This window comes from Alistipes indistinctus YIT 12060, assembly GCF_025144995.1.
Classification (GTDB): Bacteria; Bacteroidota; Bacteroidia; order Bacteroidales; family Rikenellaceae; genus Alistipes_A; species Alistipes_A indistinctus.
Window position 1 is genome coordinate 2,728,742 of the sequence record NZ_CP102250.1, and the last position, 21,784, is coordinate 2,750,525.

Genomic DNA, 21,784 nt, shown 5'->3' on the forward strand with positions numbered 1-21,784 from the left:
GTAAACAAAACTCCCTGTTACATTTTATTGTAACAGGGAGTTTTGTTATCGGAGAACGTCCGGCCGCCGGACTTTTGGATGATGGATCTTTGTATGGCTTCAATACTTGAGCGGTTTATAACAGGGATGCCGAGAATTGGTGCAGCGAAATGTAGTCAGCCTGCGGGTTGTCTTCTCCGATCAGGACGGTGTGCATGCCTGCGTTCCGGCCGAACAGCAGGTCGGAGGAAGTGTCGCCCACCATAAGCGCCGATGCAAAATCGATCTCCGGAAACTCCTTTTGCGCTTGTAAGGCCATCCCGATATTGGGCTTGCGGCACGGATCGTTCTCGGACAGTCCGGTACAGCAGTAGATTTTGTCGATACGGCCTCCGTGTGCAGCGATCGTTTGGAGCATCCGGCGGTGAATTTCATCCAGCGCCTGCCGGGTCATGAGGCCCTTGCCGACTCCCCGCTGGTTCGTGACGACCAGGATGCGGCGGAACATCGCGTTGCATTTGGTCAGCGCGTTCAGGGCTCCGGGCAGAAATTCGAATTCGTCCCAGCTTTTGACGTAGTCGCCGGGCCTGAGCCTGTTGATAATCCCGTCGCGGTCCAGGAAAAGCGTGTCGTATGTGCGGTTACCAAGTTGTGCCATCGAACATGTTTTTAAAGTCGGTTTCGGCCTTGGCGTAGTCGGATGGAATACCGATATCGATAAAATAACCGTTGTCGGGAAAACCGAACAGGTTCCCCTTGCCGACCTGTTTTTCGAGAATCTCCGTTTCGAAGGAGAATCGTGCGGGCATTCCGTCGAAAAGCGAGTTGTGCGTTTGGAGTATGTAGACTCCGCCGTTGATCGTCCCTTGGGTGCAGAAGCGTTTTTCGTGAAAAGCCGTAACGCGCCCCTCTCCATCGGTCGTAACGGTCCCGTACCGGTCGAAATGCTCCATCGGTTTGAGTGCCATGCTCAGTGCAGCCCCCCGTTGGCGGTGGGCGGCTACCAGCGCTTCGATATCCGCATCGAACAGCGTATCGCCGTTGAGAATCAGGACTTCGTTTCCAGTGGCCTGTGCCAGGGCCTGCTTGACCGCGCCTCCGGTGCCCAGCGGTTCGCTTTCGACCGAGTAGACGAATTCGAATCCGGAAAGGGCCGGGGTTTTGGCAATCCACTCCTCGACGGTTTCGTGCAGATAGCCCAGTGACAGGATGACACGCCGGACGCCTTGTTTTTTCAAGTATTCCAGTAGGTAGTACAGGAATGGGTGTCCGCCCACCGGGGCCATGCATTTGGGCAGGTCCTGCACGACGCTTCGCAGCCTTGTGCCCAGCCCCCCGGCCAGAATAATCGCATCCAGACCTGCAGAGCCGGGTTTATGCTCGGGACGGGGATAACGTAAAGGTTGCTGTTCCAAAATGATTACTGATTATTATTTGCTTATTTGGTGAAGATTTTCCAACCGTGTGTTCCTCCTTCGGTGAATTGGAATTCGACGACGCGTCCCTCCAATCGGTTGAGTGCGCGGACTACCTGCACCCGTTTGGTCGGTTCAACGGCAAACATGATGAAGCCCCCGCCGCCTGCGCCCGAGACCTTTCCGGTCGTGGCTCCGGCTTCGAGTGCGACCCGGAATACTTTTTCGATTTGGGGATTGGTAATCGATGCGGCCATTTTTTTCTTGTCTTCCCAGGCGTTGCCGAGGATTTCGGTAAAATGCCCGATGTCGCCGGTCAGCAGCGCACCTTTCATGTCTAACGCGCTCTGTTTGATACGGTGCATCGCTTCGACGGCTTGCCGGTTGCCCTGCGTCGTGTTGACTTTCTGCTCGTCGATGATTGCGGCCGATGAACGGGAAGCCCCCGTATAATAGAGCAAAATATTCGCTTCCAGTTCGTCGACGATCCACCGCTTGATGCGCAGTGGGTTGACGATTACATGGTTGTCCGGAAGGAACTCCATGAAGTTGAACCCGCCGAAGGCGGCTGCATATTGATCCTGCTTGCCCCCGCTCAGCTTCAGGTCGTTTCGCTCGATGTCATAAGCCAGTCTTGCGATTTCATAATCTCCTACGGGCAGGTGGAGCCATTCGGAGAAAGCCTTGAGGATCGCCACGACCATGGTGGACGACGAGCCCAGCCCGCTTCCCGGTGCGGCATCGGAGTAGGTGGTGATTCTGAACGACAGCCTGCCGGGGGTGTAATCGCGCATGATCCGGTTGTAAACGCCCTTGTGCAGGTCGACGACGCCGTCGATCGGCAACTGCGGAGCCGAATCGAATACCTGGCGTTGCCGGATATCGGTCGCTTCGATCTCGATCCGGCCGTTGTCGGTCTCTTCGATCGTGCAATATGCATAGAGGTTAATCGTGGCGTTGAGGATCAGGCCCCCGTAGAGGTCGCTGTAAGGGGATACATCGCTGCCTCCTCCGGCCAGTCCCAACCGCAACGGGGCTTTGCTGCGTATGATCATGCGTGGGAAAATATGGTTTTTCTTTGGTAAAGATATTAAAAATTGGCGATTCGCCACCACGGTATGCGTTTCAGAAGGAGTTGGTCGGATGTGAAAACCCTCCGATGTATCGATCCGAGATGTTCTATCGGTCGGCAATGCACAATTTGGACGTGCTGTGGACGGACCAAGAGGAAGCACCTTAAGACAGCAAAGAGGCAGCCGAAGGCTGCCTCTTTGCTGCGAAATACATGTGTGGGTTCGGATCGTAGGGTCGGCTGTGTTACGATCTGCTGGTTTGCAGTCCCGTCATCGAAATGACCATCTCGACGAACCGGGCCTTGTCGTTCGGCGGGTTCCGGGTCAGGATTTCGCGGATCCGCCGTGCGGCCCCGGGGTCTTTGGCAATCATGTAGAGGTAGCCCCCTCCGCCGGCTCCGGGTAATTTACAGCCGAGGATATAGTCTTTGATCCGGTCGATGATGGCATCGACTTGCGGAGGATTGGTTCCGGCGTCGAGTCGTTTGTTCTGCTCCCATGTTTTTCCGACCAGATGTCCCAGTCGGTCGAAATCCCCCGCCTGGATCGCGTCGAAAGTTTCGAGGGCGTGTTGTTTCATCGCGTACAGCAAATCGAGCTGTTCCGTGGTGTTCAGGAACATATTCCGAACGATGTCCGCAAGGATGTTTTTCGCCACCCGGGTGATGCCGGTGTAATAAAGCAGGTGGCACTCCTTGTGGGCCGGATCGGAAAAGAGGAAGTTCGGAGTCCACCGGATAGCCGGGGTCTGTCCTGTTCCGGGTACTGTTTGCAGCAATTTCACGCCGTGGAAGACGCCGCCGTACTGATCCTGCCATCCGCCTCCGGTGGTGAGCAGTTGCTCCAGGATAAGCGATTGCTGGCAAATGTCGTTTTTATCCCAGGCGAGCCCGCAAAAATCATTCAATGCGCCCAGTACCGTCGCGGCGAGGATAGAGCTGGTACCCAGTCCCGATCCGGCCGGAATGGCCGAAAGCAGCGTGACTTCGAATCCTGAACCGAACTCTTTGAGTTGGGCTTCGAGTGAGGAATACGACCGGGAGCAGAACCGGGGCAGGAATCCGGCGAGCGCTACGGCGGCTTTCGGGATGGAGAACGGGGAACCGACCGTCGTGAATTGTTGCAGCTCTTCCCAGGTGCGAACCCGTTCTGCATTGCCGAGGTCGATCGAGCGGAAAACGATGTGGAATTCCCTGCATGGTTTGATATAAATCTGGATCGGCGGCTGTCCGTTCAGTTCGATGGCGATGTTAACGACATGGCCTCCTTCGAGAAAACATTGCGGCGGAGTATCCGTCCATCCGCCGGCCAGATCGATACGCACCGGGCAACGGCTCCAGACGATCTGGTCGGGATGGATCGTGAGCCGGGGTTCCCGTTTCCGTCCGGCCGCCGTGCGGATGATGGTTTCACTGAGCAGGCCGAACGCTTGTCGTTCGTAGGCGTCGGCCTGTCCGGGTTGTTCCTGCTGTATGGCCTTGGACCGGAACATCAGGTCGTGCATCCGAACCAACGGGGATTCCTGTTCGGACAATTCCGCGGGAAGGGGTAAACCGTGTGTTGCATATTGGCGGGCGGCATCGTCCAGATTCAACTGGTAAAAGACGCTTTTGCGGTAGTTTGCGGCCAGCATCGGCAGGTTGCGGCTGCGGAAATAATCTCTTTGGGCATATAACCTGACCAGGTTCGCCCGGTTTGAAATCTCGTCTGCCGATAACTTTTCCCGTTCCAGCCAAAGTTGCCTGCCGGACCCCTCGCCCGGTTCCCCGATCATAAACCTCAATACCGTTTCAATCTCCCGGGCCGAGTCGCAGAGTGGAAATAGCGGTGCATTCTGCAGGTCGGTTCCGGTTTCGCCGCATGCGGAGAATGCCAGGTTACGTTCTTTACACCAATCCGTCAGTTTGTTCCCCATCCATACGGTTTCCTCGGCCCGGACATCGCCTTTGAACGGATCGTTGAAGCCATACGGGCGTACGGCGTATTGCCGCTCCCCGACCGGGACGATGTCCACGCATACGCCGGCGGGGATGTCGATCTGCCAGTTGTTTTCGGGAATACCTGTGAGGATGTGATGATCCGAAAGATGCCAGCCGTTTCCGATGCAACTGTTTTCAATCCAGACCTGGGCATTCCCCGAGGTGAAGGTGAGATCGACGTTGGCATTTTGGGTGAAAATGGCGGGATGCGGTTTGACTTTGCGCTGTTTGATCTCCCGCTGGTCTGCAATCAGGTTTTGCAGGGCGAGGGTAGAGGAGATCAGTTCACGGCTGGTGCCGTAATGGTAGAATTCGCCGCCTTCGAGCGGCAGGATAGCGACCGAGAGGGACCCGATCTCCGGATCGGGACGTGAAGGTTCTTCGCCCAGGGCGAGCCCGAAATCGCTGTACAGGTCGTAGTATCCGATCTCTCCGTCGGGCCGGTTGTGCGATTTGCGGATCAACAATTCGACCGCCCGGTCGCTGAGCAGCCATATGCCGATATCCATCAGGAAAAGATGGCTCTCGATCAGTTCGTCCAGCACCGTTACGGATGGCTTCTGGAGCATGTATTTGAGCGTATTCGGGGAGTTTCGGTCCGAGATGAATACGCCGTGGTTGGTTGCGAGAGAGGGATCGCCCCAAAGTCCGTAGCAAACGATATCCACATCCGGGATCGGAGCCAGGGGTTGTGTCGAGCGGATATAGACATCGCCGCTGGCGATCAGGGTGTTGATGTTTCGGGGCGCTTCGCTGATCATTTGCTCGAGCAGCGGTAGTTGCAGTTCGAGCAGGTTCTGGTCGATGCGTTGTCCGCGTGCCCAACGGAAAACGGGGATGGGGGTGAGTATTTTCCCGGAAGGAGCATAAGCTGGCAGCCGGCGGCTTTGGCCTCCTGCGTGGAGGATGATTCGCTTGTTCGCTGCCAGCCAGGGAATCACTTGCCTGTTAGGGACCTCTCTACTCTCGGGGGCGATTGCAGAGCTATCTGTATCATGCCGGTAGCTTTGTTCCAGCAGCCAGGCTGTTCCGCCGCCGGAACCGACTTTTGTCCCAGAGGGATCAGATGTACAGAACCATTCGTTCGGGTCTGCGTGTTCAATATTATGGAAGCTTCCTACCAGATTGGCAGGAAGTGACAATAATTTTTTGATCATATGCTTGGAGAAAAGGCGGTATGGATATTTCTATCGGACTAAATGGGGAACTGATTCCCAGAGTTTAGAAAAGTAACGTAGACTTAGCCTTAATGCATTGTTTTTAATTCCGTGATTCCGGAATGCTCTCAAATGTTCTCGCATAATTGTCACTCTATTTGCAAGGGAGGCCGTGCTGGCTCCACCTGTTCGCATGGTGACAAAATCCATGTCGAGATATTGTGTTTTTATGCGGTGAATATAAATGTAACGTAAGAGAGATTCGAAATCTGCGGCAATTTTATATTGGATATCGAACTTCCCGAATCGATCGTATACCTCTTTTTTGACGTAAAATGACGGGTGAGCCGGCATAAACCCGAATTTCATTTTGGCTCGCGTAAATGATTTGGATGAATAATAGCGGACTGTTTTAGATAGATCGTCGGGATGAACAAAATGAATATCTCCGTATACTCCATCTAGATATTTATCAGCAGTAAAAGCTTTCGCTACCTGATCCAAAATGTTGTTGGCAGAATAAAAATCGTCAGCATTGAGCATCCCGATAACTTGGCCGGATGCCATTGCGATGCCTTTGTTCATGGCATCGTAGATCCCTTGGTCCGGTTCACTTATCCAGTGAAGCCGGCCGTTAAAACGCGTTTCATAACTGCGCAATATATTGCGTGTCCCATCTGACGATGCACCGTCTATAACAATACATTCCCAATCCTGATAGGTTTGGGCTAATATAGACCGCAGTGTGTCCTCGATGGTCGCGGCACTATTCCAGGCTGCTGTTATGATTGAAATCTTCATTGCTGTTCTTGTATCCATTGAAGGGTTGTCCGTATACCTTCAATTCTGTCATATGGCGGATTAGGTGCAACTCTGTAAGTATTTTCCAAATTGACCTTATTGTCAGTGGTCATATTGGTTAATCGGAAAGAAGTCATGTGTTTTTGTACATCCTCGGTGAGCTATATTATGAGAACACCGGCCATCATGGTACCATATTAAAAAAGTTTCTATACAGAGTACCGAACTGAGATATACAGATGGATGTCGGTCGTAGAAATGGCCCTATCACAAGAGGGCGGATCTTGCATATTTTGGTTTTAGACGGAGTTTATACTTGCGAAGACTATCTACGATTCGGTCTGTTACCCCCGTCTGTAATCAAATCCCAGAAAATCTATATTTCCTAATACTGTACTTTTAGTTTCCTCTCTTCGATCGAAGCTTTGTCATGGTCTGCCTGAACCTGCTGCCCGTCGACCCAACGGGTGGACTCGGTGATCCCGCGCTCGAATGGCCAGCAAGGGGTGAAACTCAACAACCGGCGAGCCTTCGAAAAGTCCGCATAGTTGTGGCGGATGTCGCCCAACCGCGAGTTGTTGCTCACCTCCACGGTACCTCACTTCCACATACGGCGATCAGCATCTGGGTTTCGTCAATACGTCGGTGGCCACCCTTTCGACCGTATTTTGTGTTTGTGAGTAGACCAAGCATCAACGAGGTGTTGTCGATATTGACAGAGGTGTATTTCTCTATTTCGTACATCGACTGTTCCGTGCCGCTCTCGGTAGCTAAATGGATCACGACATGCTGTCCATCGAGGGTTCGCGGCTCGTAGTCGTTGCGATTGGTTACGCTACCCTCAGAAAACGTATCTGGTCGCATATGCTGCGGTATAGCGGGGAAGCGTTCTTTTGATCCCTACCGTGAATCTACGGCTAAGGGTTGTTGTGCACGGTGAATTCACATCCTTTGTTTTGAAGCTGAGTATGATATGCGAGTCGATAAAGTCTGCAGCTGTCCGTTGCCAGAATATTTGTCATAGGAATATTTATTTTCGACGACGATCAAGTCGCATTCGATCGATCAATCGGCATAGCAGGTAGAAACGATACTTCAGTTTAAAACCCACTGTCGTGGTGGAAGAACCTATGCCGCCGGTCGAGGTGTTATGGGTGTGTCGACGATAGAGAATTAATTTCTCGTTCACAATTATGCTTTTGAAAAAAGCGCTTCCTACCAGATAGAGCCAATTATCGTGGAGACAATATTTGCGATTCGTCGGAAACGGTAGAGCTACTTCCAGAATCTCGCGTCGGAAAGCCATGCAGCATCCCAAATATCCGAATTTGACAAGATTGCCTATGAGCGTTCTATGAACATGCCTCACACGGTAGAAAGAGTCGTGTAAAACGTTTTTGTTCTCGTCGACGACGACGGCATCGTGGACTACCAGATCGCACCCTCCGGCCAGACGCTCCATGCAATAGGTGACTTTGGAGGGCATCCATATATCGTCTTGATCCGACAGGAATATGATCGGTTTAGTGGCATGTTTCAAGGCATTTTCGAAATTAGACGTGAATCCCTGTTCTCCAGTGTTGTAGAAAATTTTGATGCGTGGGTCTCCCAAAGCTTTGATCCGTTCGATTGTATCGTCCGATGAATGGTCGTCCGATATGACTATTTCGTCGTCGTCGTTCAATTGAGGTAAGATTGAGTCTAGTTGTTCCCGGATATAATCTGACCCATTGTAGGTTGCCATGCATACAGAAATAGACGGTTTCATGTAAAAATCAAATGTTTATGAATGATGTTGACCGCCAGTAGCAGAGTGCCGATTCCGATCACCGCCATCTTGGCAGCTATTCGAGGCCGGAATGCGTACATGAACAGCGGATACAGGATAATCTCGACGACGCCCAGTAATTCGGATCCCCGATACCCGAGTAACGAGATGAATGAAAGCGCGGGAAACAGAAAGAGGGCGATTCCTTCTATCTTAATCAATAGCGGGAAATAGGGATTGTACGTTCCGATCGTGTCACGTTTCCACAGCATGCCGTAATACAGCGCACATCGGAACAAAAAGTACGGGTTGAATAAATTGGCGTCCGTAAACCCTTGTACGCTTTGTTCCTGAAGATGTTGATACATTTCCAGTTTGAGTCGAATGCTTTCGATGGGAATGACGGAAATATCGAACATCGTACCGTGGACTATGAATCCCAGCGGTACGATACTCCACCAGAGGTATTTGCTTTTGCTTGCAATCGGTTGGTTTTTCAACACGACTAGCGGTAATAGCAACAGTGAAGAATAATGGAAAAGCGAGGCCAGCAGAATCAAAGCCGTATAACGGAATATTTTGTGCTCGGCGAGTGGTCGGATGGCTAGCAAAAAAATACCGGACGCAACTCCGGCTCTGATTTGCGTCATGTCGTGTAGCAAGTACACGTTCGATATGTAAATGACTAACGACAGAAATAATAGTGAAGTTAGTCTCTTGATTGCGAAAATCTTGCATGTGACGCCGATGCTCGCGTAAATCACGAATAACAGGACGGGCCACGGACAAACCGCTTTGACAAGGGAACTGATGAGGGTAAATGTGGGTTCTACCGTAGGTGTCTCTTCCGGAAATCGATACATTTCGAGATACACCTTATAGTCTCCGACCGTATTCCCGTCACGTAGTCCGGCAATTAGTACCATGGCCACTCCTACCGATGCATATAAAAATAGACACTGGCGTGTCTTTAAAGCCGGTTCTATCAGTGCTATGAAACAACAGAGCACAAACAGTATTCCAACAATACAGAGAGTATTCACGTGTTAGTTTCTTCGGAAAAGGCCATATCCTTTTTTTATTCGGGAGACAATGCGCAGCAATGTCTCTTTTTTCAGGACTATTCGTATGAGCGAGGCCGTTGCTTTGGGAAATAGCCAGAGCATTTTCCCTTGGAATACGGACACAAGTTCATACACACAGTTATGCATATATCGGTTCTCTACCTCCATATAGATAGCTGTGATCGCCTCATAGTCGATTGGAACGTGGACGAACGAAGCCGGTTGCTTCGATTGTCCGAATAGATGTGTGTGCAGCGAACGAGAGAATGCTTCGGGAGGCAGCAATCGGCTATGCAAGGCTTCACCTTCAGCTTTACGAAACGTCTTATCGCCGATCAATCTTTCTGCATAGCAACAGAATTCCTCAATGTTTCCTCGGACAATCGGCCTGTCTCCTTGAGGACCGTAGGGCAACAACTCGTCTATGTATTTGCAGGAAATGTTTTTATCCGCAAAGGCCAAGACGGGAACACTGCAATATGCGGCAAGTTGTGTCATCAACCCTCCGCCGATGGGATAAGTCGACAGGTAAATGTCGATATTCCGGAAAACATGGACGATATCGTCACGCTGACCGATCAAATGCAAACGATTCTCATAACCGTTCCGGTGGATAAATCGCCGGATAGGAGCCTCATTACCGCTTCCTGCTATATAGATAACTACTTCGGGATAGTGATTGAGTAACAATCTGAGCAATCCGAAATAGCGTTCGTTCTCGCCGTAAATTTTATAAAGCGCTCCTCCGGAAAAGATACGGACCGCACGATCGTCTGGTACCGGCGGTAACCCGCGAAATGGCTGGCATGAAATGATCGGATAATAGTACTGCAATAACAAACGTTTAGGGTCTATTTTACGCTTTTCTGTTGAGATTGTTATTCCGAAGTTCCTGAATTCCAGGAAGTAATCGACCGAATCTCGTCCAAGCCAGAATGCATGGTCCGTTATGTTAATCAGATACCGTTCGCATTGAGATAGGGCATTGCAAACAATTAGCGGTACGACGTCCGACGGTGCAAGATGGAGCAGTATTTTCTCTGGAACAAAAGCGATGATCTCACGGTGAATGGCACGTACGGCCTCGCTTCGTGTGAGGTGTGACGGTACACAAAATACAGTCGCTTTGTCGTTTTTTCGTAACGCATCGTTGATGTAGGCAGCCCGTCTTGCGTTGGAATACGGATTGTTGAGAATGTATAGTAACTCAATATTCCAGGTGGCGAAAGCGGTGAGGTATTGTTGCGTAAGAGCTACGTTGTCTATACCGGACGAATCATAAAACACGATCTTACCCGGCATGGGGCGAGGAGTGCCGGTCGATTGGACAATTAATCCTCGGGATAGACTGCCGATCAGCTCCTCAAGATCGTCATCGGCATAAATTTCATTGGTTTGATATGCGATCATCGTCGCACACTCGACGTACCGAATGGCACGGTCATATCGCGCTTTCCCGCAAGCTTTGATAGCCTGCCGCTTCACTTTATCGAAAATATTCCGTATATCGCGTTGTGTGAATTTCATGGAAAAGAAGTCATACATAACCTATCTTTCGTAAATAGAGATACACCACCCCCATATGAAGTAAATAGGCAGCCATACCCGCTTGTGTGACGCCGATGATCCCGGCGCTCGTTTGCATTAGCTGGCAGGCTAATCCGATATAAATTATAGTGAACACTATTTCGGTTGTTACGTAAACCACAGTACGCGCTTTGGCAATCATCACATAGGTCAGAATATAGCAACCTATCTTGAACAGGTCGCTGCCCATTTGCCAGCCGAATAACTTGGCCATAGGTAAAAATTCCGACGTAAACAAAATTCGGATGATTAGGAAACGGCATAGATAAACCAATACGAAACCTGTGAGCAGAAGCGGAATAATGACCTTGAATGCCTTACCGATCTCGCGCCGCACCTCGTTCGGCTCGGTGATCTCAGAAAGGCGGGGCAGGTAATAGACGCTGAACGATGTCGTCACTACCAATAGATAAATGTTGGAGATACGGTTCATCGCTTCCCACCATCCGGCTTCGAGCTCCGACAGGTCGAGCATGATATAGCGCCGGATGAGGATCTGAGCCACCGGCATCGTCCCGATCGACACAAGGGTCATCAAAGCATATTTCAGGTAGTTGCGGATAATGCTCCGGTCGATCCTGCCGCGGAAATACGACCACCGTGCCCAGGGTTTCCGACGCACCATATAGAGCGTGACGAAGAAGACGGCACTCTGGTAGGTCGTCGCTCCGATCAGGGCACCGGGCAGGCCGTACAGCAGAGTCAGGACGACGGCGAAGACGAGCCCGGCCAGGCTGTTCGCCACATTGATCCGGATAAACATTTTATATTCCCGGTAGCCGTTGACGATCGAAAGTAACAGCATATTGAACGCATAGAGGATGACCGTTACCCCGAAAACGATGAAAATATAGCCGTATTCGTCCGAGAGCATGATCCAGCGGCTCAATCTGCGGTGGCACGCGATCATGGCCGTGCCGCACGCGAGTGAGCAAACGACCGTGACGAGCAGCGCATTGGTCAGTAGCGTCCGTACTTTGCCGACCGATCCCTTGTGTTCAGAGACGTATTTGACGACCCCGTTATTGATCGCTCCGCTGGCCAGGTATTGAACGATATAGACTAGATTGTTCAGTTGGCCCAACAAAGCTACACCGCCCGGTCCGATCAGTACCGCAACGACCTTGGTGCTGATCAGCCCGGTGAGCATCTTGACTAGCGTGGCTACCGATGAGAGCGAAAATACCTTGACGAGCTCGGAACGGCAAAAACGGCCGATCAGTTCTTTCAGCGCTCCGAATGGGGACATCAAAAGGCATTGATCGTTGTGACGACATATCGGACCTCTTCATCGCTCATGACCTGGCTGATGGGCAGGCTGAGCTCCTCGTCGTGGATCAGTTCGGTGATCGGCAGCGAGCGGTCGTTCCACGCCCGGTAGCACTCCTGCTTGTGGGGCGGGATCGGATAGTGGATGAGGGTCTGAACACCGTTCGCGGTCAGGTACTGCTGCAAGGCGTCGCGTTCGGCGCACCGTACCGGAAAGATGTGGAATACGTGTGCGTCGGGGGCCGGCACCTGAGGCAAGACGACTTTCGGATTAGTGATGTGGGTCAGATAGTGGGCAGCGATGGCTTTGCGCCGAGCGTTATCCTCGTCGAGGTGGCGGAGCTTCACGTCGAGTATGGCGGCTTCGATTTCATCGAGTCGACTGTTGCGGCCGGTGTACCGGAAAACATATTTTTGTGTTGAGCCGTAATTGGCCAGCGCGCGCACTGTGGCGGCCAGCTCGTCGTCGTCCGTGGTTACTCCTCCGGCATCGCCCAGTGCTCCGAGGTTCTTGCCCGGGTAGAAGCTGTGCCCGGCGGCGTCGCCGAGCGATCCGGTTCGCCGGCCGCGGTAGAGGCAGCCGTGCGCCTGTGCGTTGTCTTCGACCAGTTTCAGCCCGTATTTCCGGCACAGTTGGCCGATTCTGTCCGTGTAAGCGCACTGCCCGTAAAGGTGGACTATCAGAATAGCCCGGGTACGGGGAGTGATGGCGGCTTCGATGCGTGTATCATCGATCTGGTAAGTCTGTAAGTCTGGTTCGACAAGCACCGGGACGAGTCCGTTCTCAGTGATCGCGAGAATAGAGGCGATGTAGGTGTTCGCTGGGACAATTACTTCGTCGCCGGGTTGGAGTACACCCATTTCGAGGTAGGCGCGGAAGATCCAGACTAGTGCATCGAGCCCGTTGGCAACGCCGATCGCGTGACGCGTCCCGATGTAGCGGGCGTAGTTGGCTTCAAACTGCGCGTTCTCTGTTCCCTGAAGGTACCAGCCAGAACGAATGACACGCTCCACAGCCTCACGGATATCCGCGCCATGGCTTTCGGTTACTTTCTGTAAATCGAGAAATTTGATCATCGCTTATTTGTGTTAATCCTCGCGGACGCGTTTCATAAATTTGGCGGGTGTCCCGACGTGAATTTCGTAGTCTGGAATATTGTGCGTGACTAGACTTCCAGCTCCGGCCACGGCGAAGTCGCCGATTTTGACTTTTTCGATCACTTTGGCACCGAGTGTAACGTCGGAGCAAAGGCCGATAGTGATGTACGAGCTGGTGATCGAGCCGACCGAGAAATGGCAAAGCGGTCCGACTGTCGTGTTGTGTCCTACCAACGAGTTGGCCATCATCAGCGAACACTGGCCGAGCCGCGCCTGGGCCCCGACGTAGCAGTTCGACATGACGAAGACGCCCGGTTCGAGTACGGCGCTGTCGGCCACGAATGCGGTTTTGTGGACGATCGTGGCGAATCGCTCGCGCGGAATGTTCACTTTGCGAAAGGTTTTTTCGGTCAGTATGTTGCGGCCGATCATGTGGATGCCCCACATGAAATGGTAGTCCGGATTTTTGAGCAGTTCCTGCACGTCGTCCGTCCCGCCGAGCACGGGATAACCGCAGACCTGTGTTTCGTAGTCGTTGACGAAGCCGGCCACCTCCCACTCGAGGTCGCCGAACCGTTTGCGGTTGTCTTCGATACAGGCAGCGATCACGCCTCCGTTGCCTTCGCCGCCGATGATGATTACTTTTTTATTCATAATAAGTTATAGACCAAGATTGTCGTTTACGACCAGCAGATGTGTCCGGTCGGCATTGAATTCGACTTCGCCGCGCATGATGGCGATTTTCCGACATGCACTGCGCGGATGGACGCAGTCGAAGCATTTGCCTTTCTGAACACAAGGTAGTTCGTCATATCGGTTATGGTGTTTGTTGATGTGCCGGATGTAATTCAGCGGTGCTGCCACATTGCGGATACGTTTGAGGGCTTCGTCGAGATCCAGACAGATTTTATTGGCGCCGACTACGATAATGACGTGCTTGGGGCCGAACATCATGCCTGCCACTCGGTTGCCGCTTCCGTCGATTGACACGATCTCCCCTTTCAGCGTTATGGCGTTCGCGCCGATGATTAGGACATCCGAGAGTAGAGTTTGCCGCATTGCTTCTACCACAGTACCCATTCTGCGGTAGTATTCGTCTCGGGGCAAGTCGAGCTTTCCGGTAGGTTGATCCTCAAATATTTTGTATTTGCCGTCAGGAGTGCGCTCGAAAGGGTTGATGATCCGGTGATCGGGTCCTCCGAATTGTTCAGCCACCTGACGGTACACATCGCATTCGTGCAATGAAACGCTGTCGCTGAAAGCGATTGTGCGGAGGTTACGTTGGTGGATGAAGCTGGTGATGAACGGCGCGACATCGTGTTTGTCTGTGACGGGGTGAAAGTTGATCCTGCGTGCCCCGAAAGTTTTCTCCATCAGTGTGCACTGATGGAGAAAATGCGTATGGCGCTCTTGTGCGAGATTTCGTTCGTCGATTTTATCAATCATGGTTTGTCGTCGTTTTTGTTTGACCGATCATGGCATGTTTGCTAAGAATGGTTTGCGCCATCTTGACCATCGGCGGACCGATAAACTTGTTGTCTTTGAGCGCCACTCCTTTGCCTTCACGCTCGGCTTCCTCGGCCAGCGCGAGCATCTCTTCGGCCCAAGCTACCTCGTCCTCGCCGGGCGAGTAGTAACGATGGCAGAGCGGTAACTCTTTGGGATTGAGGACGAGCATTCCTTCAAATCCGAGTTTTTTAGAAAGAACTAGATTATGTTCAAGGTCTTCGAGATCATGAACATGGATATGTACCGTGTCAATCGGAACCACCCCGCACGCTTTAGCACCCATAGCGATCTGGGCCCGGGCCGTGAAAATGCTCTGTCCCTCGGGATCGTGTTTGCCGCCGAGGTCGGTGACGAAATCTTCGCAGCCGAAAGCGACTGCCGTAACACGGTTCGGGCAGGCGTTGCAGATCTCCTGGATGTTCATGACTGCGCCCGTTGTTTCGATCAGTGGAATGATCTTGAAGGTCCCGATCGGGAAACCCTTTTCATACTCGATCGTTTCGAGCAGCTTGCCGAAGAAATAAATGTCTTCTCCTTTCTTGCTTTTGGGGTACATGAATCCGGTGATCCCCTCGACGGTCAGTTGGTATACGTCGCGCAGCAGCTCGCCGCTTTCTCGGTCGTTGACGCGGGGATAGAGTACGCGCCCGCGGAACGTGCCGTCGGCAATGTATCGCAGAATGTTGTCGCGGGCTACCTGTTTGTTTGAGGCCGGCTGAACCGAGTCTTCGATGTCGAGCAGCAGCACGTCGGCGTTGACGCGTGCCGCACTGTTCATCAACCGATCGTTATGGGCCGGGACGAACATCAGGCTTCGGAATAAATGGTCCATGATTATGCTTGTTTTTTGACGAGAACGTGACGGCGGAAACTGATCACTGCTTCATCATGTTGGTTATAGCCTACGGTTTCGACATGAACGATTCCCCGGTCGGGTTTAGACTTCGATTCTCGTTTATCGAGGACGATGGTTTTTGCGTACAGTGTATCGTTGATAAATACCGGTCTGAGATGTTTGATATCTTCATATCCCAGATTGGCAATCGCTTTACCGCTGATATCGGGAACAGTCATGCCGACAACAAGTGAAAAGACCAGTGTACCGACGACTAGGAGCTGGCCATGCTGGTTCTTGCGTGCATAGTCCAGATTGGTGTGTACCGGATGGTGGTTCATCGTGAGCAGGCTGAAGAAATTGTTATCGCTTTCGAAAACGGTTTTGGAAAGAGCATGCTCGACGGTCTCACCGACGACGAATTCGTCGAAGTAGAGTCCGAGTTTACTTGGTTTCATGGCGGGTGTAATTGATGAATGATGCATAATCACGGATATAGTCGGCCTCGTCGTAAATGTGCGAGGTTAGTACCAGGCAGATCGAACCCGAAGAAAAGCCTTGCTCGGCAGCCCAGATACCCGGCGGGATGTGCAAACCGAAGTAAGGCCGATTAAGCGTGACGGTCCGTTTGTTGTACCCGTCATCGAGCACGACCTCGAAGCTACCGCTCGCCGCAACCAGGAACTGATGGCATTCGCGATGGGCATGCGCTCCGCGAGCCTCACCTCCAGGGATGTCGTACAAATAGAAAATCCGGGCGATCTCGAACGGCAGGTTAATCCCACTGTGTACTGGTGTAATGTTCCCTTTTGCGTTCTCTATGCGCGGCAGTTCGATCACCGAACAATCATACACAGATTTCAGCATGATATTATGTAAGTTTGCGTTTTAACCATCGGGTTATGGGGCGTTCGATCCATTTCAGGCAAGCCACACTGCTAGCGTGGTAAGCACGAGAAAAACGAGTAGGGCCGGTAGGTTGTCCGTGTCGAGACTGGCTTTGGCGGCAAAGGTACGTCCGACCAGAATGGCTTGTTAATGAATTAGATAAAAACAAAAACTGGCTTTCCTGAACAATTGTACGGCACGACAGGACAACCCTTGTGAGAAGATGCCTCCCGTCCGGTTTTGTAGCGGCTTACGCCGTTTGCGGGGCTCCCGTTGATTTGGGTAATACGCAATGCGTTTCTCGTGATGCAGGTGGTGTTTGGTGGAGTGTAAATTACTTATAACGAACTAATTGTGAACATGTATAGCTGTTTAACAAAACGGGTAGGACGAACGGGAACATCAGGTAGAAAAACAATTCGTCCGATCAAAACCATGATACGGCATTGTATGACATATAGTAGTCGGACAGCGGAACCCAGCTTTGCAAAAGGAGCAGGTTCAGAGCCGCTTTGGGTAGGTCTGTCATGGCAAAAGAGCGAATACCTAGCAGAAATATTGCAGCGAAACACAAAAGATGAAGCGGATATAGCTTGACCACTCTGGCTTTCCAAAAATCACATGTTGTCATTTCCCGGGTCAGCAAACGTTTTTTTATAGTCGTAAGCGAGTAGAAGCCAGCTCAGTATGAAAAAAAACGTTACTCCGATCACACCTCCTGCCTGCAAGGCCGATTTACCGTCGATCAGATAATGGTGCAAAAAAAAATCACGACAGCGAAAACGTATCGCCATCCGGTCAATGAGCGGATCATCGGCATCCTTCAATTATGAATTGATCGAAGTCGCGGATATAATCTTTAGAGTCGTAGGTAGTCGATGAGAGAATGAGTGCCAGTGCATTGGTCGAAAAATTTTCGAGCATGCGCCACGTCATTTTTGGAATATAAAGTCCATAATACGAACGGTTCAGACTGAATCGCTGTTCCTGCTTGCCGTCGTGCAGGACAACGTCGAAACTTCCGCTGAGGGCAATGACCAGTTCCTCGTTTTCACGATATGCATGTCCGCCTCGGACTTCGCCTCCCGGGACATCGTAAATCCAGTATGTTCTGTGAATTTCGAAAGGCACATGGCGCTTCTCTTCAATGAAAGAGAGGTTTCCGCGTTTGTCAAGTATTTTCGGCAGGTTGATGATCTTCGCTGCGTGGGTCATAATTCAAATTGTTTCACCGGTTTTCGTACATTTCGGAGTAATATTTTTGGTATTGACCGGATGTAACGTTATCGATCCATTTTTGGTTATCGAGGTACCAACGGACGGTTTTTTCGATGCCTTCTTCGAACTGGAGTGTCGGTTCCCATCCGAGTTCGTTTTTGAGTTTGGAGGAGTCTATAGCGTATCGCAGGTCGTGTCCGGCCCTGTCTGTGACGTAGGTAATCAGTTTTTCGCTGGTCCCTTCCGGCCTGCCCAGGAGTCGGTCGACGGTTTTGATGACGACCTTTATCAGGTCGATGTTCTTCCATTCGTTGAAGCCTCCGATGTTGTATGTACCGGCAATTTTACCTTCGTGGAAAATGAGGTCTATGGCCCTTGCGTGGTCCTCGACATACAGCCAGTCGCGTACGTTTTCACCTTTACCGTATACGGGCAGGGGCTTGTTGTGCCGGATGTTGTTGATGAACAGCGGGATCAGCTTTTCGGGAAACTGGAACGGCCCGTAGTTGTTCGAGCAGTTGGTGACGAGGGTGGGCATTCCGTACGTGTCGTGGAATGCCCTGACGAAGTGGTCCGAAGAGGCTTTGCTGGCCGAATACGGGCTGTGCGGGTCGTATTTTGTCGTTTCGGTGAAGAACTCCTCGCCGTAGGGTCCGCCTCCGCATTCGTTTCCGTCGGGTTCACCGTGGGGTTTTGTGAGCTCGAGTGCCCCGTAGACTTCGTCGGTGGATATGTGGTAAAATCGCTTTCCCTGGTAATCTCCGTTCCAGAACTCTTTTGCCGCCTGGAGCAGGGAGAGGGTTCCCATTACATTTGTCCGTGCGAAGGTGAAAGGATCCTTGATCGACCGGTCGACATGGCTTTCCGCTGCGAGGTGTATGACCCCGTCGATTCGGTATGTCCGGAAGGTTTCCAGCATCTTCTCGAAGTCGCAGATGTCCGCCTTTACGAAGGTGTAGTTCGGCGCGTTCTCGATGTCCGCCAGGTTTGCGAGGTTTCCGGCATAGGTCAGTTTGTCGAGGTTGACGATTCGGTATTGGGGATATTTGTTGACCAGCAGCCGTACTACATGGCTGCCGATAAAACCGGCTCCGCCGGTGACGAGTAAATTGCGTTGGAAGGTCATATGCAAGGAGAGTTAGATTGCCGTGCCGGCCGTTTGCGCCCCCAGGCGTTCGAGACATCGCTCGAGCGCATCGCGCCAGTAGGGTATCGTTAGGTTGAAAGTCTCTTTGATTTTGGTTTTGTCGAGCACGGAATAGCGGGGCCTTTCGACAGGGGAGGGGAACTCTTCGGAGTGGCAGGGTATCACCCGTGCGGGGTCGAGCCCTGCCAGTACCGCGATTTCGTGAGCGAAGTCGTACCAGGAGCATACCCCTTCGTTGGAAAAGTGGTAAGTCCCTTCGTTTCCCCGGTATGCCCCCGAGGAGATCATGCGGTGTATGGCCCCGGCGAGGTCTGCGGCGTACGTGGGCGTTCCCGCCTGGTCGAAGACCACTTTTACCCGGGGCGTCTGGGCCGTTAGCCGGAGCATGGTCTTGACGAAGTTGTTTCCGAACTCGGAGTAGAGCCATGCGGTACGCAGGATCAGTGCGGCACAGCCGGCTTCGGCGATGGCCTTCTCCCCGGCGAGCTTCGTGCGTCCGTATACGCCCAGCGGCCTTACGGGATCGTCCTCGCGGCGGGGGACGTTTCCGTCCCCTCCGAAGACGTAATCGGTGGAGATGTGGATCAGCGTGGCTCCCCGTTCCCGGGCTGCGGCAGCGAGGTTCGCCACTGCGCGGTGGTTGAGCAGGTCCGCCGTGGCTTCGTCCTCTTCGGCTTTGTTGACGTTGGTGTATGCGGCGCAGTTGACGATCACCTCCACGTCGTTCTCGCGCATCGTGCGCCGCACGGCTTGGGGATCGGTGATGTCCAGCTCGGCGACGTCGGTGAACAGGTAGCGGACGTTGCCCGGAGCGGTTGCTGCCGCCGGGGCTGTTGTCGCATCTGTCGCCGCGATCCTGCGCATTTCGTTGCCCAGCTGCCCGTTGGCTCCTGTGACGAGCACGGTTATGGCTGCGGTGCGCCTGCCGGTTCCGGGGAGCGTTGCGCTTCCCGCCGTAGCTGTGGGGGGCGTTGTCGCCGGGGCTGTTGTCGCATCTGTCGCCGCGATCCTGCGCATTTCGTTGCCCAGCTGCCCGTTGGCTCCTGTGACGAGCACGGTTATGGCTGCGGTGCGCCTGCCGGTTCCGGGGAGCGTTGCGCTTCCCGCCGTAGCTGTGGGGGGCGTTGTCGCCGGGGCTGTTTTTGCAGCAGTTGCCGCTGTGTCCGGCGCTGCGCCTGCGGTTTTCTCCGCCGTTGCGGGGGCCTGTGCCGCCGCCGTTTTATCGTTGGGCATAGTAATCCGTGTTATAGTCGAACAGTTCGGGCGCCTCATCCAGTCGCGGATGGCGGCTGTCCTTTTCCGAGAGGAGCACGTCTGCGGGGTCGAGCCGCCAGTCGATACCGATCTGCGGGTCGTTCCAGGCGATCGCCCCTTCGCTCTGCGGCGCGTAAGGCGCATCGCACTTGTACTGGAAAAGCGCGCGGGGGCTCAGTACGGCGAAGCCGTGCGCGAAGCCGCGGGGGATGAACAGCTGGCGGTGGTTCTCTCCCGAAAGCTCGACGGCCACGTACCGTCCGAATGTGGGGGATCCGCGGCGGATGTCCACGGCCACGTCCAGTACGGCACCTTCCACGACGCGCACCAATTTCCCCTGTGCATGTTCTCCGCGCTGGAAATGGAGCCCCCGCAGCACGCCGTATGAGGATCGCGATTCGTTGTCCTGTACGAAGCGGACCGGCCGGACCGATTTGTCGAACAATTGCCGTGAGTAGCTTTCAAAAAAGTATCCCCGCGCATCGCGGTGCAGTTCGGGCTCGAGGATCACGACCCCTTCGAGCGCAGTTTCGATAACTTTCATAAAGACGAACCCCTCGTTTATATTTTGGGTTTTGGTGTAGAAGAGTGTTTGGCAGATGTTCCGGATTCGCCCGGGGCTCCTGCCGGATCGCTTCGCAGCCCGACAAGACCGGGCTGCGACGGACGGACGATGGCAGGGCGGAGATGCGTCTTGATCCCGTTTCCCGGTCAGCGCCCGTCGCGGGCGACCTCTGCGATCACTTTGAGCAGGTATTGTCCGTACTGGTTTTTGAGCATGGGTTCGGCCGCCTCGCGCAGTTTCCCTTCGGAGATCCAGCCGTTGCGGTAGGCGATACCCTCGAGGCATGCGATCTTGAGCCCCTGCCGCTTTTCGAGCACCTCGACGAAGATGGATGCCTCCGAGAGCGAATCGTGCGTTCCGGTGTCGAGCCAGGCGAAGCCGCGTCCGAGGGTCTGCACCTTGAGCGCACCCTCGGCGAGGAACCGCTGGTTCACCGAGGTGATCTCCAGCTCTCCGCGTGCGGAGGGTTTAATCGATTTGGCCACGGAGACCACCTCGTTCGGGTAGAAGTATAGCCCGACCACGGCATAGTTCGACTTCGGCTCTGCGGGCTTCTCCTCGATGGAGAGGCAGTTTCCCCGGCGGTCGAACTCCGCCACGCCGTACCGCTGGGGATCGTCGACCCAGTATCCGAATACGGTTGCCTTTTTTTCCGCTTCGGCGGTGCGTACTGCCCCTGCCAGCAGCTCGGAGAATCCGGCCCCCTGGAAGATGTTGTCCCCGAGTACGAGGCATACGGCATCGTCGCCGATAAATTCCTCGCCGATCAGGAACGCCTGCGCGAGCCCGTCGGGCGACGGCTGTTCGGCATAAGAGAGATGTACCCCATAATCGGATCCGTCGCCCAGCAGCCGCCGGAAAGAGGGCAGGTCACAGGGGGTGGAGATCACCAGGATCTCCCGGATTCCGGCCAGCATCAAAACCGACAGCGGATAGTAGATCATCGGCTTGTCGTAGATCGGGAGCAACTGCTTGGAAACTCCCTTCGTGATCGGGTACAGCCGCGTACCAGAACCCCCAGCCAATACAATGCCTTTCATGCGGATTGCCTTTGAAATTTAGTAAATAGAATGTTATCGTGAAATTGCCGTCCGAACTCTTGCCGGCGTAACCGACGCAGATACATGCGTTGCGTTATTCCTGATTCAGTACGAATAGTTTGAATCCCGAATTGTCGA

At 53.1% G+C, this 21,784-nt stretch carries 21 protein-coding genes; all 21 read right to left on the reverse strand.

The features are described 5' to 3' along the window. Positions 1 to 115: 115 nt before the first annotated feature. The 21 genes from NQ495_RS11225 to rfbA all read right to left on the reverse strand — a co-directional run bounded on the left by NQ495_RS11225 (position 116) and on the right by rfbA (position 21,646). Entirely contained in the window at positions 116 to 637 is a 522-nt protein-coding gene (locus NQ495_RS11225; protein ID WP_009133358.1) for a D-glycero-alpha-D-manno-heptose-1,7-bisphosphate 7-phosphatase, read from the reverse strand. Beyond that, positions 621 to 1,394 carry a nucleotidyltransferase family protein gene (locus tag NQ495_RS11230; RefSeq protein ID WP_009133359.1) on the reverse strand — a complete coding sequence of 258 codons (774 nt, stop codon included), beginning with the start codon at positions 1,392 to 1,394 and terminating at the stop codon, positions 621 to 623. The genes NQ495_RS11225 and NQ495_RS11230 overlap by 17 nt, the downstream gene beginning before the upstream one ends. Positions 1,395 to 1,417: 23 nt before the next feature. Then, positions 1,418 to 2,449, reverse strand: coding sequence for a GHMP family kinase ATP-binding protein (locus NQ495_RS11235; RefSeq protein ID WP_009133360.1), 1,032 nt, complete (start codon positions 2,447 to 2,449; stop codon positions 1,418 to 1,420). Positions 2,450 to 2,711: 262 nt separating this feature from the next. Next, positions 2,712 to 5,600 carry a bifunctional fucokinase/fucose-1-phosphate guanylyltransferase gene (locus NQ495_RS11240; protein WP_040294363.1) on the reverse strand — a complete coding sequence of 963 codons (2,889 nt, stop codon included), beginning with the start codon at positions 5,598 to 5,600 and terminating at the stop codon, positions 2,712 to 2,714. Between the two features lie 33 nt (positions 5,601 to 5,633). Then, positions 5,634 to 6,404 (reverse strand): glycosyltransferase family 2 protein, encoded by a 771-nt coding sequence (locus tag NQ495_RS11245; RefSeq protein WP_009133362.1) that lies wholly within the window; start codon positions 6,402 to 6,404, stop codon positions 5,634 to 5,636. Positions 6,405 to 6,789: 385 nt separating this feature from the next. Next, positions 6,790 to 6,996 carry a hypothetical protein gene (locus NQ495_RS11250; RefSeq protein WP_040294147.1) on the reverse strand — a complete coding sequence of 69 codons (207 nt, stop codon included), beginning with the start codon at positions 6,994 to 6,996 and terminating at the stop codon, positions 6,790 to 6,792. Between the two features lie 438 nt (positions 6,997 to 7,434). Next, complete coding sequence (locus tag NQ495_RS11255; RefSeq protein WP_232208882.1) at positions 7,435 to 8,148, reverse strand: glycosyltransferase family 2 protein; 714 nt, start codon at positions 8,146 to 8,148, stop codon at positions 7,435 to 7,437. A 20-nt stretch (positions 8,149 to 8,168) separates the two neighbouring features. Further along, on the reverse strand, positions 8,169 to 9,098 hold the full coding sequence (locus tag NQ495_RS11260; protein WP_009133365.1) for an EpsG family protein: 930 nt from the start codon (positions 9,096 to 9,098) through the stop codon (positions 8,169 to 8,171). A gap of 120 nt (positions 9,099 to 9,218) precedes the next feature. Further along, positions 9,219 to 10,781 (reverse strand): glycosyltransferase family protein, encoded by a 1,563-nt coding sequence (locus NQ495_RS11265; protein WP_009133366.1) that lies wholly within the window; start codon positions 10,779 to 10,781, stop codon positions 9,219 to 9,221. Beyond that, positions 10,774 to 12,072, reverse strand: a complete 1,299-nt coding sequence (locus tag NQ495_RS11270) for an O-antigen translocase (RefSeq protein WP_009133367.1) — start codon at positions 12,070 to 12,072, stop codon at positions 10,774 to 10,776. Before NQ495_RS11270 ends, NQ495_RS11265 begins: the two co-directional genes overlap by 8 nt. Then, entirely contained in the window at positions 12,072 to 13,169 is a 1,098-nt protein-coding gene (locus NQ495_RS11275) for a DegT/DnrJ/EryC1/StrS family aminotransferase (protein WP_009133368.1), read from the reverse strand. Before NQ495_RS11275 ends, NQ495_RS11270 begins: the two co-directional genes overlap by 1 nt. 12 nt (positions 13,170 to 13,181) lie before the next feature. Beyond that, the gene (locus tag NQ495_RS11280; RefSeq protein ID WP_009133369.1) at positions 13,182 to 13,844 is read right to left on the reverse strand and encodes a PglD-related sugar-binding protein; all 663 of its coding nucleotides are present in this window, start codon (positions 13,842 to 13,844) and stop codon (positions 13,182 to 13,184) included. Between the two features lie 6 nt (positions 13,845 to 13,850). Beyond that, entirely contained in the window at positions 13,851 to 14,636 is a 786-nt protein-coding gene (locus NQ495_RS11285) for an LUD domain-containing protein (RefSeq protein WP_009135151.1), read from the reverse strand. Beyond that, positions 14,629 to 15,531 carry an HpcH/HpaI aldolase/citrate lyase family protein gene (locus NQ495_RS11290; protein WP_259801343.1) on the reverse strand — a complete coding sequence of 301 codons (903 nt, stop codon included), beginning with the start codon at positions 15,529 to 15,531 and terminating at the stop codon, positions 14,629 to 14,631. The genes NQ495_RS11285 and NQ495_RS11290 overlap by 8 nt, the downstream gene beginning before the upstream one ends. Positions 15,532 to 15,533: 2 nt before the next feature. After that, positions 15,534 to 15,992 carry a MaoC family dehydratase gene (locus NQ495_RS11295; protein WP_009133373.1) on the reverse strand — a complete coding sequence of 153 codons (459 nt, stop codon included), beginning with the start codon at positions 15,990 to 15,992 and terminating at the stop codon, positions 15,534 to 15,536. Continuing rightward, positions 15,979 to 16,401, reverse strand: a complete 423-nt coding sequence (locus NQ495_RS11300) for a sugar 3,4-ketoisomerase (protein ID WP_009133374.1) — start codon at positions 16,399 to 16,401, stop codon at positions 15,979 to 15,981. Before NQ495_RS11300 ends, NQ495_RS11295 begins: the two co-directional genes overlap by 14 nt. An 831-nt stretch (positions 16,402 to 17,232) precedes the next feature. Next, a complete protein-coding gene (locus NQ495_RS11305; RefSeq protein ID WP_009133375.1) occupies positions 17,233 to 17,637 on the reverse strand; it encodes a sugar 3,4-ketoisomerase in 405 nt (134 codons plus the stop codon). A gap of 13 nt (positions 17,638 to 17,650) precedes the next feature. Further along, positions 17,651 to 18,766 (reverse strand): dTDP-glucose 4,6-dehydratase, encoded by a 1,116-nt coding sequence (rfbB, locus tag NQ495_RS11310; RefSeq protein ID WP_009133376.1) that lies wholly within the window; start codon positions 18,764 to 18,766, stop codon positions 17,651 to 17,653. Between the two features lie 12 nt (positions 18,767 to 18,778). Beyond that, entirely contained in the window at positions 18,779 to 19,696 is a 918-nt protein-coding gene (rfbD, locus tag NQ495_RS11315; protein ID WP_040294365.1) for a dTDP-4-dehydrorhamnose reductase, read from the reverse strand. A gap of 310 nt (positions 19,697 to 20,006) precedes the next feature. Beyond that, the gene (rfbC, locus tag NQ495_RS11320) at positions 20,007 to 20,585 is read right to left on the reverse strand and encodes a dTDP-4-dehydrorhamnose 3,5-epimerase (RefSeq protein ID WP_009135149.1); all 579 of its coding nucleotides are present in this window, start codon (positions 20,583 to 20,585) and stop codon (positions 20,007 to 20,009) included. Positions 20,586 to 20,752: 167 nt separating this feature from the next. Further along, on the reverse strand, positions 20,753 to 21,646 hold the full coding sequence (gene rfbA, locus NQ495_RS11325; protein WP_009135148.1) for a glucose-1-phosphate thymidylyltransferase RfbA: 894 nt from the start codon (positions 21,644 to 21,646) through the stop codon (positions 20,753 to 20,755). Positions 21,647 to 21,784: the final 138 nt, after the last annotated feature.

Excerpts from the sequence above, each read along its gene's own strand:
- NQ495_RS11225 (WP_009133358.1), bottom strand. The coding sequence starts at position 637 with ATGGCACAACTTGGTAACCGCACATACGACACGCTTTTCCTGGACCGC.
- NQ495_RS11235 (WP_009133360.1), bottom strand. The coding sequence starts at position 2,449 with ATGATCATACGCAGCAAAGCCCCGTTGCGGTTGGGACTGGCCGGAGGA.
- NQ495_RS11245 (WP_009133362.1), bottom strand. The coding sequence starts at position 6,404 with ATGAAGATTTCAATCATAACAGCAGCCTGGAATAGTGCCGCGACCATC.
- NQ495_RS11255 (WP_232208882.1), bottom strand. The coding sequence starts at position 8,148 with ATGGCAACCTACAATGGGTCAGATTATATCCGGGAACAACTAGACTCA.
- NQ495_RS11260 (WP_009133365.1), bottom strand. The coding sequence starts at position 9,098 with ATGGTACTAATTGCCGGACTACGTGACGGGAATACGGTCGGAGACTAT.
- NQ495_RS11265 (WP_009133366.1), bottom strand. The coding sequence starts at position 10,781 with ATGTATGACTTCTTTTCCATGAAATTCACACAACGCGATATACGGAAT.
- NQ495_RS11270 (WP_009133367.1), bottom strand. The coding sequence starts at position 12,072 with ATGTCCCCATTCGGAGCGCTGAAAGAACTGATCGGCCGTTTTTGCCGT.
- NQ495_RS11275 (WP_009133368.1), bottom strand. The coding sequence starts at position 13,169 with ATGATCAAATTTCTCGATTTACAGAAAGTAACCGAAAGCCATGGCGCG.
- NQ495_RS11280 (WP_009133369.1), bottom strand. The coding sequence starts at position 13,844 with ATGAATAAAAAAGTAATCATCATCGGCGGCGAAGGCAACGGAGGCGTG.
- NQ495_RS11285 (WP_009135151.1), bottom strand. The coding sequence starts at position 14,636 with ATGATTGATAAAATCGACGAACGAAATCTCGCACAAGAGCGCCATACG.
- NQ495_RS11290 (WP_259801343.1), bottom strand. The coding sequence starts at position 15,531 with ATGGACCATTTATTCCGAAGCCTGATGTTCGTCCCGGCCCATAACGAT.
- NQ495_RS11295 (WP_009133373.1), bottom strand. The coding sequence starts at position 15,992 with ATGAAACCAAGTAAACTCGGACTCTACTTCGACGAATTCGTCGTCGGT.
- NQ495_RS11300 (WP_009133374.1), bottom strand. The coding sequence starts at position 16,401 with ATGCTGAAATCTGTGTATGATTGTTCGGTGATCGAACTGCCGCGCATA.
- NQ495_RS11305 (WP_009133375.1), bottom strand. The coding sequence starts at position 17,637 with ATGACCCACGCAGCGAAGATCATCAACCTGCCGAAAATACTTGACAAA.
- rfbB (WP_009133376.1), bottom strand. The coding sequence starts at position 18,766 with ATGACCTTCCAACGCAATTTACTCGTCACCGGCGGAGCCGGTTTTATC.
- rfbC (WP_009135149.1), bottom strand. The coding sequence starts at position 20,585 with ATGAAAGTTATCGAAACTGCGCTCGAAGGGGTCGTGATCCTCGAGCCC.
- rfbA (WP_009135148.1), bottom strand. The coding sequence starts at position 21,646 with ATGAAAGGCATTGTATTGGCTGGGGGTTCTGGTACGCGGCTGTACCCG.